The organism is Mesorhizobium sp. M0030 (assembly GCF_040323695.1).
Lineage (GTDB): Bacteria > Pseudomonadota > Alphaproteobacteria > Rhizobiales > Rhizobiaceae > Mesorhizobium.
The window spans coordinates 12,856-25,735 of sequence record NZ_JAMYVE010000016.1 but is presented as its reverse complement, the minus strand read 5'-3'; the positions used below and the strand labels follow the sequence as shown (position 1 = coordinate 25,735).

15 protein-coding genes are annotated in these 12,880 nt (G+C 63.6%); 6 read left to right on the top strand and 9 right to left on the bottom strand.

Annotated features, from left to right (window positions below; genetic code table 11):
- Nucleotides 1-8: 8 nt before the first annotated feature.
- Complete coding sequence (locus NKJ80_RS26695) at nt 9-311, bottom strand: zinc-binding dehydrogenase (protein ID WP_084558271.1); 303 nt, start codon at nt 309-311, stop codon at nt 9-11.
- Nucleotides 214-1,452: an acyl-CoA dehydrogenase family protein gene (locus NKJ80_RS26690; protein WP_352498615.1), complete on the bottom strand. Its 1,239-nt coding sequence runs from the start codon at nt 1,450-1,452 to the stop codon at nt 214-216. The genes NKJ80_RS26695 and NKJ80_RS26690 overlap by 98 nt, the downstream gene beginning before the upstream one ends.
- 127 nt (nt 1,453-1,579) lie before the next feature.
- On the opposite strand from NKJ80_RS26690, the gene NKJ80_RS26685 reads away from it, so the two are divergent.
- From NKJ80_RS26685 to NKJ80_RS26675, 3 genes are read left to right on the top strand one after another with little or no spacing between them, the layout of a single operon-like run.
- A complete protein-coding gene (locus tag NKJ80_RS26685; protein ID WP_023671153.1) occupies nt 1,580-2,395 on the top strand; it encodes an SDR family oxidoreductase in 816 nt (271 codons plus the stop codon).
- Nucleotides 2,392-2,907, top strand: coding sequence for a MaoC family dehydratase (locus tag NKJ80_RS26680; RefSeq protein ID WP_280940371.1), 516 nt, complete (start codon nt 2,392-2,394; stop codon nt 2,905-2,907). The genes NKJ80_RS26685 and NKJ80_RS26680 overlap by 4 nt, the downstream gene beginning before the upstream one ends.
- On the top strand, nt 2,904-3,938 hold the full coding sequence (locus NKJ80_RS26675; RefSeq protein WP_023686454.1) for a phosphotransferase family protein: 1,035 nt from the start codon (nt 2,904-2,906) through the stop codon (nt 3,936-3,938). Before NKJ80_RS26680 ends, NKJ80_RS26675 begins: the two co-directional genes overlap by 4 nt.
- A gap of 240 nt (nt 3,939-4,178) precedes the next feature.
- On the opposite strand, the gene NKJ80_RS26670 is transcribed toward NKJ80_RS26675, so the two are convergent.
- On the bottom strand, nt 4,179-5,135 hold the full coding sequence (locus NKJ80_RS26670; RefSeq protein ID WP_156932556.1) for a hypothetical protein: 957 nt from the start codon (nt 5,133-5,135) through the stop codon (nt 4,179-4,181).
- Between NKJ80_RS26670 and NKJ80_RS26665 the strand changes: the two genes are divergently transcribed.
- Both NKJ80_RS26665 and NKJ80_RS26660 read left to right on the top strand, forming a co-directional pair.
- Nucleotides 5,129-5,773, top strand: coding sequence for a TetR/AcrR family transcriptional regulator (locus NKJ80_RS26665; protein WP_023671149.1), 645 nt, complete (start codon nt 5,129-5,131; stop codon nt 5,771-5,773). The genes NKJ80_RS26670 and NKJ80_RS26665 overlap by 7 nt on opposite strands.
- A gap of 186 nt (nt 5,774-5,959) precedes the next feature.
- On the top strand, nt 5,960-6,193 hold the full coding sequence (locus NKJ80_RS26660; protein ID WP_023671148.1) for a DUF680 domain-containing protein: 234 nt from the start codon (nt 5,960-5,962) through the stop codon (nt 6,191-6,193).
- A 140-nt stretch (nt 6,194-6,333) separates the two neighbouring features.
- Here NKJ80_RS26660 and NKJ80_RS26655 read toward each other — a convergent pair whose 3' ends face one another.
- From NKJ80_RS26655 to NKJ80_RS26630, 6 genes are read right to left on the bottom strand one after another with little or no spacing between them, the layout of a single operon-like run.
- Nucleotides 6,334-6,564, bottom strand: a complete 231-nt coding sequence (locus NKJ80_RS26655) for a hypothetical protein (RefSeq protein ID WP_023691851.1) — start codon at nt 6,562-6,564, stop codon at nt 6,334-6,336.
- 52 nt (nt 6,565-6,616) lie between these two features.
- Nucleotides 6,617-7,201 (bottom strand): sarcosine oxidase subunit gamma, encoded by a 585-nt coding sequence (locus NKJ80_RS26650; RefSeq protein ID WP_023691852.1) that lies wholly within the window; start codon nt 7,199-7,201, stop codon nt 6,617-6,619.
- The gene (locus NKJ80_RS26645) at nt 7,194-10,187 is read right to left on the bottom strand and encodes a sarcosine oxidase subunit alpha (RefSeq protein ID WP_352498614.1); all 2,994 of its coding nucleotides are present in this window, start codon (nt 10,185-10,187) and stop codon (nt 7,194-7,196) included. The genes NKJ80_RS26650 and NKJ80_RS26645 overlap by 8 nt, the downstream gene beginning before the upstream one ends.
- A complete protein-coding gene (locus NKJ80_RS26640; RefSeq protein ID WP_352498613.1) occupies nt 10,184-10,495 on the bottom strand; it encodes a sarcosine oxidase subunit delta in 312 nt (103 codons plus the stop codon). The genes NKJ80_RS26645 and NKJ80_RS26640 overlap by 4 nt, the downstream gene beginning before the upstream one ends.
- A 12-nt stretch (nt 10,496-10,507) precedes the next feature.
- Complete coding sequence (locus NKJ80_RS26635; RefSeq protein WP_023686459.1) at nt 10,508-10,930, bottom strand: hypothetical protein; 423 nt, start codon at nt 10,928-10,930, stop codon at nt 10,508-10,510.
- Nucleotides 10,930-12,183 carry a sarcosine oxidase subunit beta gene (locus NKJ80_RS26630; protein ID WP_023686460.1) on the bottom strand — a complete coding sequence of 418 codons (1,254 nt, stop codon included), beginning with the start codon at nt 12,181-12,183 and terminating at the stop codon, nt 10,930-10,932. Before NKJ80_RS26630 ends, NKJ80_RS26635 begins: the two co-directional genes overlap by 1 nt.
- Nucleotides 12,184-12,480: 297 nt before the next feature.
- On the opposite strand from NKJ80_RS26630, the gene NKJ80_RS26625 reads away from it, so the two are divergent.
- Nucleotides 12,481-12,753 carry a DUF2568 domain-containing protein gene (locus NKJ80_RS26625; RefSeq protein ID WP_352498612.1) on the top strand — a complete coding sequence of 91 codons (273 nt, stop codon included), beginning with the start codon at nt 12,481-12,483 and terminating at the stop codon, nt 12,751-12,753.
- The last annotated feature ends 127 nt before the right edge of the window (nt 12,754-12,880 follow it).

Here is a 12,880-nt window from a genome sequence, read left to right as displayed (position 1 = left end):
GGGGCTCCTTAACGTTTGAGGATGAGCTTGCCGGATGCGCCACGGCCAAGCACGCGCGTCAGCACGGCGGCGGCATCGGCCAGCGGATAAGTGCCTTCGATGACCGGCCAAACCTTGCCGGCGAGATGCCAGCCGACCAGTTCCTTCAGATTGTCGGCATGGACGAGCTGGCCGAGCGGCGCGAAATCGCGGGCGATAATGGCCTTCATCCGCTCAGACCTTTTCCTGCGTGTATTTCCTGAGCTCCGTACGCGCCACCTGCCGGCGGTGCACGGCGTCCGGCCCGTCGGCGAGGCGCAGGGTTCGCAGATGCGTCCATGAGCGTGCCAGCGGCGTGTCCTGGCTGATGCCTTGCGCCCCGAACATCTGCACGGCCTCGTCGGTGACCTTGAGCGCGACGCGCGGTGCGATGACCTTGATCTGGCTGATCCAGGGCGCGGCTGCGCGCGCATCGCCTTGGTCGATCATCCACGCCGCCTTGAGGCAGAGCAGCCGCGCCATCTCGATCTCCATGCGGCATTCGGCGATGATGTCGAAATTGGCGCCGAGCTTGGCCAAGGGCTGGCCGAAGGCCTCGCGGCGCACCGAGCGCTGGCACAGCAGCTCCAGCGCCATTTCGGCCTGGCCGATGGCGCGCATGCAATGGTGGATGCGGCCGGGGCCAAGCCGCCCCTGGGCGATCTCGAACCCCCTGCCCTCGCCGAGGATCAGGTTTCCGGCCGGCACCCTGACATTGTCGAAGCGAAGATGCATGTGGCCATGCGGCGCGTCGTCGTCGCCATAGACCTGCATCGGCCGCAGCTTGGTCACGCCCTTGGTGCCGGACGGCACCAGGATCATCGAATGGCGGCGGTGCTGCGTCTCGGCTTCGCCGGTGCGAACCATGACAATGTAGATGGCGCAGCGCGGGTCCCCGGCCCCCGACGCCCACCATTTCTCGCCGTTGAGTACATAGTCGCCGCCTTGCTTTTCGCAGCGCATGGCGATGTTGGTGGCGTCGGAGGAGGCGACATCCGGCTCCGTCATCAGATAGGCCGAGCGGATTTTCCCCTCGAGCAGCGGCGCCAGCCATGCCTGCTTGTGGTCCTCCGAGCCATAGCGCTCCAGCACCTCCATATTGCCGGTGTCGGGCGCTGAGCAATTGAAGGTCTCCGCGCCGAGATGCGCCTTGCCCATCTCCTCGGCCAGATAGGCATATTCGACGGTTGACAGCCCATAGCCGCGCTCGGAGCCGGTCAGCCAGAAATTCCACAGGCCGCGATCCTTGGCCGTTTTCTTCAACCCTTCGAGGATTTCGGTCTGCCGCGCGGTATAGACCCAGCGGTCGCCGCCCTTGCCGACCTCACTCAAAAAATCATGATCGAGCGGCATGATCTCATCGCGCAACATGGCGGCGACACGGGCGTGGATCGGCTTCAGCCGCTCGGTCATGCCGAGATTCATGTCCGCCATCGGTCTCCAACCCTTTCACGCATCTGGGCACTTTACCCGTGGCAAGGATGACCGTACTTCGGGTAGCCTTGTCAACGCGAGCCCCTTTCGCCCCGGACCGTGAGCAGAAAAGCGCGGAGGAATTCCGATGAGCTATCTGGAAGAACTGTTCTCAGTCGCCGGCAAGACAGCGCTGGTGACGGGAGCCGCGACCGGCATCGGCCGCATGGTGGCGACCGCTTTGGTCCAAGCCGGCGCCACCGTGATGATCGCTTCACGCAAGGGCGAGGATTGCATCAAGGTCGCCGCTGAGTTGAACGGGCTCGGCGGCTCCGGCAGTGCCGAAGGCTTTGCCGGTGACGTCTCGAGCGAAGCAGGCATTGCCGCGCTGGTCGGCGAGGTCAAGGCGCGCACCGAGAAGCTGCATATTCTGGTCAACAATGCCGGCATATCCTGGGGTGCCTCCCTGGAGGATTTTCCCTATAGCGGCTGGGCCAAGGTGTTCGCCGTCAACGTCACCGCCGTCTTCCATCTGACGCGCGAATTGCTGCCGCTGCTGGAAGCCGCCGCGAGCGATGCCGATCCGGCCCGCGTCATCAACCTGGGCTCGGTGATGGGCACGCAGCCGCTGGCCGACGACGCCTATTCCTACACCGCGTCCAAGGGCGCCGTTCACCACCTGACGCGCACGCTGGCGATCGAACTCGCGGCGCGGCGCATCACCGTCAACGCCTTCGCCCCCGGCCCCTTCCAGAGCCGGATGACCGCCTTTGCTACCGGCACCGAAGAAAAGGCCAGACATGTCGGCAGCCATGTCCCCATCGGCCGTATCGGCGTGGCGGATGACATCGGCGGCGCAACGCTCTATTTGTGCAGCCGTGCCGGTTCCTATGTCACCGGCGCCATCCTGCCGATCGACGGCGGGCAGTCGGTGCAGCATGGGCTGACATTGTTCAAGGAATGAGCCGCGGTCGGCGGCAAGGGGAGGACACCGCAGTGGAACCGATCAGTCTCGATGTGCTTCTGGCCAGCGTCGGCAAGGAAGTCGGCGTCTCGCCATGGCGCGAGGTCACACAGACCATGATCGACCAGTTCGCCGACGCCACCGACGACCACCAGTTCATCCATTGCGACCCCGAGCGGGCCAAAAACGAGACGCCGTTCGGCGGCACCATCGCGCATGGCTTCCTGTCGTTGTCGCTGCTCTCGGCGATGACCTTCGAGACCATGCCGCCGCTGGAAAAGGGCAAGATGGGCGTCAACCACGGTTTCGATTCGCTGCGCTTCCTGGCGCCGGTGAAGACCGGTTCGCGCATCCGCACCCGCTTCGTGCTGGCCGACGTCAAGGTCAGGCCGTCGGGCTGGGTGCAGACGGCGCATGACGTGACCATCGAGATCGAAGGCTCGAAGAAGCCGGCGCTGACGGCGCGCTGGCTGACGCTGACGCTGATCGAGCGTGAGCCGGAGACCGCATGAGTGGCGACGCCAACGCGCTGGACCAGACGCCACTAGCGCTCTATCTCGAGGGGCACATCCCGGGTTTTGCCGGGCTTTCGGCAATCGAAAAATTCAAATCCGGCCAGTCGAACCCTACCTATCTGCTGACTGCGGCCAGCGGCCGCTATGTCCTGCGCGCCAAGCCGCCGGGCCAGTTACTGAAATCGGCGCATCAGGTCGACCGCGAATTCACGGTCATGAAGGCGCTGGCCGGCACCGCCGTGCCGGTGCCGGCGATGCTGCATCTGTCGGCGGAGGCGACGCCGATCGGCCGCATGTTCTACGTCATGGATTTTCTCGACGGCCGCATCTTTTGGGATCCGGCAGTGCCGGAGGCCGCTGGCAACGATGAGCGCGCCGCCCTCTACGATGCCATGAACGCCACCCTGGCGGCCCTGCACGATGTCGATGTCGAGGCGGTCGGGCTCGGCGATTTCGGCAAACCCGGCAATTACTTCGAACGCCAGCTGGCACGCTGGACCAGCCAGTACCGCGCCTCGGAGACCGGCACGGTCGCCGACATGGACCGGCTGATCGCCTGGCTGGAGACGCATATGCCGGCCGATGACGGCCGAAAATCTCTCGTGCATGGCGACTACCGGCTGGACAACATGATCTTCGCGCACAATGAGCCGAAAGTGCTGGCCGTGCTCGACTGGGAACTGTCGACGCTTGGCCACCCCTTTGCCGACATCGCCTACCAGTGCATGCAATGGCGCTTGCCGCACGCCTCGGGCTTTCGCGGTCTTGGCGGCGTCGACCGCGCCGCCCTCGGCCTGCCCTTGGAGGAAGCCTATGTCGCGGCGTATTGCCGTCGGCGCGGGCTGGCCGGCATCGACAATTGGAGCTTCTTCCTCGCCTTCTCCTTCTTCCGCTTGGCGGCCATCTGTCAGGGCGTCTACAAGCGGGCGCTCGACGGCAACGCCTCCAATCCCGAAAAGGCCAGGACCTATGGCGAAGCGGTGAAGCTGCTGTCGCACCTTGCCGCCAAGCTGATCGACCGAACCTGAGTAGACAATGAGATATTGTGGTCGGCGCGATTTGATGACAGATCGGATCAGTTCCGTTCCCCGACCGGGGAGCAAGCCCATACGGAGGTGGTGGCAACCGGCCTGGAAACAGTACGCAAACCGATCACCGTCTGTAGAAAGAGCATGATGCCGAAAGTGTGAAGCGGTTTTCGGACGACATCATGCTCTATCAATTTGATTAGACCCGGATTCAGATTTCAGGTCAATTCGACCTGAAATCTAGCGCGCATCGCTGGAAATGAACTTCATGTGCCGGCTGACTTGCAGGGCGATGTAGACGACCAGCGAGCATCCGATCGGAAACACGATCTCAATGAGGCCGGTGGCGACAGCCTGCGGCAATGCCAGCGCAATGTCCTTGGCTGCGGCAGTCTCGATCGTCAGCGCCGTGATCCCGCCGCCGAACACCGCGCCGGCCAAGGCACCCGCCAGCATGAAATGCAGCGAGCGAGGTTCTTCCTTGGATGCCAGCGAAGCCAGCATCCAGCCCAGCAAACCATACTCGATCGCCCGCAACATACCGAGCGTAGTGAGCGACAGGATCACGGGCTTTGCCGATACATCAAGCGCGCTCACCATCACCTTTTGCGTACCTTTGGCGATGCCCATGGCCAGCGGCCCCGAGATCATGGCGATCAGGCCGCCAAGCGAGGCTCGCACCTTGGTGATCGCCGTGCCGAGGCTGACGCCGGCGCAGACGAAGAATGACCAGGTCACGCCTTGCGCCAAGTCGATCAGAACCTGGGTTGGCGCCGGGTGCGAACCTGCCGCAAATCCGGCAGTCAGAATAAGCGCTTCCATGGCGAAGCCGATTGCGATCGCCAGCCATGCGACTATCACGACTCGCCTGAGCGCCAGCCTGGCGCCATGAGAAAGTGGATGAGCGCCCGGCAGCCCGGACGAAAGCTCTATCGCAGCCATAGAGGCCCCCCAAAACCGAAATTTCTTGCAGAGCCGCCAGATAGGCTTTGTTTGTAACGGTCCGATGTTGCCTGCGAGCGCCCATGTTACACATGCTGTGACATAGATGCTGGCGAAATAGACCAGAACGGACACGACTATTCGAGAGAAAGCTTGAGGTCGCTTTTTGATGTCCCTGGCAGCGCCCTTGCCCGTTTCCGTACAGCGTATATATTTAGCCATGCACAACCAACCAAAGGCACCGGGTCTTGCCACTGAGCGTCCAGAAACGCCGCGAAAAACAAAAAGCCGAACTGCGTTCCGAATTGCTCGACGCAGCCCACAAGCTCGTCAAGGAAGAAGGCTATGAAGGGCTGACCATCCGCAAGTTGGCCAAGCGGGTCGGCTATGCTCCGATGTCGGTCTATTCCTACTTCGCCGACAAGCAGGACATCCTGTTTGCGCTGGCCGAGGATGCCTTCGAAACACTTGCCCGCCGCATCGAGGAGCATCCTTCCGACGATCCGATCGAGGCCTTGCGTGCGGTGATGACCGAATATGCCGCCTTCGGGCTCGGCAACCCCAACGAATACCGCACCGTGTTCATGACCGAAAAGACCAAGCTGCCGGAAGGCAGAAGCTATGAGGACATGGAAGAGGCCAACCCGGCGATGAAAGCGCTGATATCCAGGGTCGAGGCCTGCGTTGCTGCAGGCAAGCTGCAGGGCGATCCGCGCGCCATCGCCACCATGCTTTGGGCAGTCGGCCACGGCACCATCTCGCTTTTGATCACGTTCCCGTTCTACCCCTTCGGGGATCCGCAGGCTTTCGTGACGCGGATGTGCGATTTCACACTCGCCACGCTCAGCACTCAGAATGTGCCGCCGCTGACCGAGACCCCGGTCGACTGCTGAGCATCCCCGCCCCTCCAATTCAACGTCCGGCCTGACAGCTTCGGCTGTGTCAGTGCGCCGCAATTTTCGGCATTCAAAAAAATTTGTCGTACGCGTACGCTTTTCGACTTGAAAACCCATCTCGGTGGGCGTATGTGTACGTTGTATCGTACATGTACGAAAAGAATTTAACCGATGGAGACAGACATGAACAAGACCCTTCTCGCTCTCGCCACCGTGCTGGCTCTCTCCGGCTCGGCTTTCGCCGCCAACAACACACACTCGACCAAGCAGGCCCCCGCCGCCACCTGCGTCGACACCACGACCAATGCCAAGCTCGATTGCGCCGTGACCGGCTCGGTCGAAAAGTCCGACGTCAAGGCCAAGAGCCCGCGTCTCGGCATCGAGATCAACCCATGGATCGTGCCGAGCACGTTCTAAGTTGATCGGGCTCGACCACAGCACAACGATTAATTTAAGGGCGGCAGGATAATCCCGGCCGCCCGTTTTTTCCTCAGCGCCCCCATTTCCTCAGCGCAAGCCGGCTTTTCCTGAGTTCAAACCTGGCGTAGCCGAACGGGTTATTTCTTGCGCGGTTTGCGACCCGGCACCGTCTTGGCCTTGCCGGGTCTTGCCGGCGCGCCTGGGATGGCGGTCGAGGTGATCGACACCGGATCGCTGGCCGGAAACGTGTCCTCGAGGCCTTCCTCGAGTTCCTCTTCTTCGGCAGTCACCTCGTGATGCTGCTCATGTTCGAGTGAGCGCACGGCGGACGTCTTGCCAGCTGACTTCGGCGGCGCTTTCGACGGCATCGTATGTTCTCCCTGATGGGGGAAGCAGAACGGCTTGACCCGTCAAACGTTCCTACGCCGCCGCGTCGCTGGCTGCTTCCGACAGGAAAGTAAAGACATAGTCCGAGAAGGAACGCCAGCACTCGACCCGGAAAGCGTCGGCTGCCGTGCGCAACAGCAGGATTTCGCACTTGCCGAGAATGGTGCGCGACGCCGCGCCCACCGGAAAAGCCTCGAGCGACAAATCCTGCGGGCAGCCTGCATTGATCGCGGCGGCAGCCGCCGGGCCGGTGACGGCGAAGGCGACGTTGCGGTGCGAGATGCCGACCGCCGAATGCAATGCGGCAACCCCAGCACGATCGGCCAGCGGATCCTTGCCAGCCTCATCGATAACCAGCCACTCGTCAGGGCCAAGCCACAGCGCCGTGCGCCCTGTCTTCGACGCCGAAGTTTTCGGCTGCTTCGGCAAGGTCAGGCCGAGCGCCTTCGACAGCGCCGCGACGGAAGCCTCCGGCGCGCGCAGCGACATGCGCTCCGCCGGCGGCAGCACCTCGACCTTGACATCCGTTGCGGAAACGACGCGTTCAGCCAGGGCCGGGCGGCGCTCGACCGACGGCGCTGCAGCTGGGGCCGTCTTCTTTGCAGCAGCCTTAGCCATTGAGGCGCCCTCCCGTCTCGTCGAAGAACACCATGCCGGTAACCTCCACTTCGATCATCCCGTTCGGCATCGGCACATAGAGCGTGTCGCCCATCCGGTCGCGCCCGCCGGCAACCAGCGCCAGCGCGATCGAGCGACCGCAATTTTCCGACCAGTAGCTGGATGTGACGTGACCGATCATCTTCATCGGGATCGCCTGCTTCGGGTCGGCGACGATCTGCGCGCCTTCCTCAAGCACCACTTTCGGGTCCTTGGTCTTCAAGCCGACCAGCTGCTTGCGGCCCTTGGCGACCAGATCGGGCCGCGTCAGGCCGCGAATGCCGACGAAATCGGTCTTCTTCTTGCCGACCGCCCAGTCGAGCCCGGCATCGTTCGGCGTCACCGTACCGTCCGTGTCCTGCCCGACGATGATGTAGCCCTTTTCGGCGCGCAGCACGTGCATCGCCTCGGTGCCGTAGGCAGTCGCGCCATGCTTTTGGCCCTCGGCCCACAGCGCTTCCCAGACGGCCTGGCCGTGATCGGCCGGCACGTTGACTTCAAAACCGCGCTCGCCGGTGAACGACATGCGAAACAGCCTGGTCGGCACGCCGCAGATCTTGCCTTCGCGCACCGACATATGCGGCAGCGCCTCGTCCGACATGTCGACGCCTTCGACCAGCGGTGCAATGATGTCGCGCGACTTCGGCCCCTGCACGGCGATGACCGCCCATTGTTCGGTGATCGACGTCAGCCAGACATTGAGATGCGGGAACTCGGTCTGGAGATAGTCCTCCATGTGGTTCATGACGCGCGGCGCGCCGCCGGTTGTCGTCGTCACATGGAAACGATCCGGCGCCAGTCGGCCGACGACGCCGTCATCATAGATGAAGCCGTCCTCGCGCAGCATGATGCCATAGCGGCAGCGGCCGCGTTCCAGCTTCTCCCATGGATTGGTGTAGAGCAGTTCCATGAACCTGGCCGCATCCGGTCCGACCACTTCGATCTTGCCCAGCGTCGAGGCATCGAACAGGCCGGCATTGCTGCGCACAGCGACGCATTCGCGGTCGACCGCCTTGTGCATGTCCTCGCCGGGTTTGGGGAAATACCAGGCGCGCTTCCACTGGCCGACATCCTCGAACACCGCGCCTTGAGCTTCCGCCCAGGGATGGATCGCGGTCTTGCGTGTCGGGTCGAACAGCGGACCGCGCGAATGGCTGACGATCGCGCCGAAAGTGACAGGCGTATAGGGTGCGCGGAACGTGGTCAGCCCGACCTCGGGGATCGGCTTGCCCAGCGTCTCGGCGGCAATCGCCAGGCCGTGCATGTTGGAGGTCTTGCCCTGGTCGGTCGCCATGCCGTTGGTGGTGAAGCGCTTGACGTGCTCGATCGAGCGCATGCCTTCATGCACCGCCTGGCGGATGTCCTTGGCGGTGACGTCGTTCTGGAAATCGACGAAGGCCTTGACCGTCTTGTCCGGCCCGGCGCCGGGCGCCGCGCCCAGCATGCCGCGCGACCAGCTTTCCGACGCGTCGACCTTCGGCTTAACGCCCTTGGCCACTTTGCCGCCCGCATCCTTCGCCGCCTTGGCGCCGGCCGCATAGGCTTCGTCGATCGACGCCGAGAGCCCATCCGTACCGTTGCAGGCGCCGACCGAAACGCAGTCCTGCGCATAGATGCCCGGCACGAAGCGCTTGGTCTCGTCATTGAAGGCGGCCTTGCCGCGCGACTGTGAGAACAAATGCACCGACGGCGTCCAGCCGGCCGACATCAGGATGGCGTCGACCGGAATGGTGCGCTCGCCGCCCCCATTCTTCGGCTGCACCGTCATCGAGGTCACGCGCAACTTGCCGCCGGCGCGGATCACCGCGCGGCCGAAATTGACCTCGATCCCGAGCGCCCTCGCCTCGTCGATCACAGGTCCGGTCGGATGGTCGCGCAGGTCAACGATCGCCGCCACGTTGACGCCGGCCTTCTTCAGGTCGATCGCGGCGGAGTAGGCCGAGTCATTGGCGGTGTAGACGCCGACATTTTTGCCGACCGCGACACCGTACTGGTTGAGATAAGTCCGCGCCGCCGAGGCCAGCATGATGCCGGGCCGGTCATTGTCGGCAAACACCATATGGCGTTCGATGGCGCCGGTCGCCAGCACCACGCGCTTGGCGCGTACCTGCCATAGGCGCTCGCGCGGCAAATCGTGGCCGGGGTTTTGCAGATGGTCGCTGACCCGCTCGACCAGGCCGACGAAATTCTGCGCGTAATAGCCGAACGCCGTCGTGCGCGAGAGCACACGGACATTGTCCATGGCGGCAAGCTTGGCTACCGCTGCTTGCGCCCAGCCAAAGCCGTCATGGCCGTCTATCCTGGCGCCGCTCTCGAAACGCAGGCTGCCGCCGAAGCCGGCCTGCTCGTCGACGAGGATGACACGCGCGCCGGTTTCGGCAGCGGCAAGCGCTGCCGCGATGCCGGCCGCACCGCCGCCCAGCACCAGCACGTCGCAATGCGCATAGCGCGAGGAATAATGGTCGGGATCTGGCTTGTCGGGCGAAACGCCGAGACCCGCCGCGGCGCGGATCTTCGGCTCGTAGAGACTCTTCCAGGCCGCCTTCGGCCACATGAAGGTCTTGTAGTAGAAACCGGCCGAAAACAGCGGCGATGCCAGATCGTTGACCGCGCCGACGTCGAAGGCGAGCGACGGCCAGCGGTTTTGCGAGTTGGCGACGAGCCCGTCATAGAGCTCCTGCACCGTGGCGCGGATGTTGGGCGCCTTGCGTGCCGCGTCGCGCTTGACCTCGACCAGCGCATTTGGCTCTTCCGCTCCGGCCGACAGGAAGCCGCGCGGACGGTGATACTTGAACGAACGTCCCACCAGATGCACGCCATTGGCAAGCAGCGCCGAGGCCAGCGTGTCGCCTTCGATGCCGGTGTAAGACTGGCCGTCGAAAGAGAACCGCGCGGTCTTGGCCTGGCTGAGACGGCCGGCGCTCGGAATGCGGAACGCGCCGCTCATTTGGAAGCCATTTCGTTGGAGTTTTTGGGCAGCTTGGACGGTTTCGGCTCGCCGGCTTTGTAAGTCATGACGAACTTGTCGGTGACGGTGTCGCGCGCCGCGTTGAAGAAACGCGCGCAGCCATGGATGTGGCGCCAGCGCTCATAGATGATGCCCTTGGGGTTCGAGCGGATGAAGAAGAACTTTTCGAAGTCGTCGTCGCTCTCGCCCGCCATGTTGGCCGAACGCGCAATATGCGCCTCGCCGGCGTTACGGAACTCGAGCTCCGGGCGCTCTTCCTCGCAATAGGGGCAGCGGATGAGAAGCATTATCGTTCGTTCCTACAATTCGCCGTGGCCGACATGCGCGCCGGCCGGTTGGTTGCAAAGCCTCTGGCCCATCGCCGCAAAAGGCGCGACGAGCCGAATGCGCTCCTCTACACTTGCGGCGGGGCGAAACAGCTCGCGATACGCCATGTTGCCGATCGTGAGCTGAAACGGATCGGTCGTTACGATGACGCTGCGCGCATCGAATGTGTCGTCCTCGCCGAGATCGGAGGGCCTGTTCTCCATGAAGATGACCACCTTCTGGCCACCGCTCCACACGCATGCCAGAATGCCGGCGTCGATCGAAAACGGCCAATTGGCTTCGTTGCCGGCGCGGCTGATCGGCTGCGTCCGCACCTCGTCCGGTGACGGAAAATGGAACAGGTCCTGCTCCCCCGCCAGCACCAGCGGCACCGCTACAGCCAGTTCCACCATCATCAGTGCGCCACCGCCGCCGCTGCTGCCTCGTCGATGAGGCGCCCGGTGCGGAAGCGCTCGATGGTGAAGGGCGCGTTGATCGGATGCGGATCGTCCTTGGCAATCGTGTGGGCAAAGACATGGCCTGAGCCGGGCGTTGCCTTAAAGCCGCCCGTGCCCCAGCCGCAATTGACATAGAGGCCTGATACCGGCGTCTTGGCCAGGATCGGCGAACGGTCGGGCGTCACGTCGACGATGCCGCCCCACGAGCGCAGCATCTTCATGCGGGTGAAGATCGGGAACATCTCGCAGATGGCGTCGAGCGTGTGCTGCAGGATATGCAGGCCGCCGGTCTGCGAATAGGAGACATACTGGTCGGTGCCGGCGCCGATCACCAGCTCGCCCTTGTCGGACTGCGAGATGTAGGCGTGCACCGTGTTCGACATCACCACGCAAGGCACCACCGGCTTGACCGGCTCCGACACCAGCGCCTGCAGCGGATAGCTTTCCAGCGGCATGCGCACGCCCGCCATGTTCATGATCACCGAGGAGTGGCCTGCAGCCACCACGCCGACCTTCTTGGCGCCGATGAAGCCGCGCGTCGTGTCGACGCCCATGACCGCGCCATTGGCCGCCCGCTTGACGCCGGTGACCTCGCAATTCTGGATGATGTGCACGCCGCGCGCCGAAGCGCCGCGCGCATAGCCCCAGGCCACCGCATCGTGACGCGCCGTGCCGCCTCGCCGCTGCAAGGCGGCGCCGACGACGGGATAGCGCGCCTGCCTGGAAATGTTGAGCGGCGGGCAGAATTCCTTCGCCTGCTCAGGCGTCAGCCATTCATTGTCGATGCCATTGAGACGGTTGGCATGGACATGGCGCTTCAGCACCTGGATGTCGTGCACATTGTGCGCCAGCATCATGACGCCGCGCGCCGAATACATGACGTTGTAGTTGAGTTCCTGGGAGAGCCCATCCCACAGCTTCAGCGCATGGTCGTAAATGCCGGCGCTCTCGTCGTAAAGGTAGTTGGAGCGGATGATGGTGGTGTTGCGCCCGGTGTTGCCGCCGCCTAGCCAGCCCTTTTCCAGCACCGCGACATTGGTGATGCCGTGCACGGTGGCGAGATAGTAGGCGGTGGCCAGGCCATGACCGCCGGCGCCGACGATGATGACGTCATATTCCTTCTTCGGCTCCGGCGAGGACCATTGTTCCTCCCAGCCCTTGTGGCCGCGCATGGCCTCGCGGGCGATGGCGAATACCGAATATTTTTTCAACGTTCCAGCCTCGCAAATGGCGATGGGGTATTTTACGCAGCCCCGGCGCGCGAGGTGTATCACTAGCGAAACGGCGCTTCCACCCTTGCGCTGTTTGCGACGGCGCTTGCCGTTTTGCGCCGCGGTGGAAAAGACCTGCCCGGGCTGGCAGGCATGGCTGCGTTCGGACACACTGGCGATCGCGAGACTCTGGAGGACGAATATGGGCAACGCCTGGTGGAATCTGACGTTGCGTTTCCTGCTGGAACTTGCCGCCTTGCTTGGCCTCGGCTTTGCCGGCTGGAGCCTCTCCGGCGGATGGTGGCGCTGGGTCTCGCCATGGCCTTGCCGTTCATTGCAGCTGCGCTGTGGGGAACCTTCGCGGTGCGCGGCGACCCAAGCCGGTCCGGACGCGCGCCGGTTCCTGTACCAGGCGCAGTCAGGCTGGTGCTTGAACTGGCCATCCTGTTTGGCGGTGCAGCCGGATTCTATGCCGCCGGTCACACAACCACGGGCGTTGTCATCACGCTGCTCATCGCCATCAGCTACGCATTTTCGCTCGACCGCCTCGGCTGGCTGCTGAAGCAATAGTCCGGCGCGCCGCGCTTGTGCCGCTGCGAAGCCATTCAGCAAGTCGAGCACGTATCGGGTGGCTAGCACCGTCCCGAACTGCGATCAACATCCCGGTTGCCGGCACAGCCGGCGCGATGAAAGGATG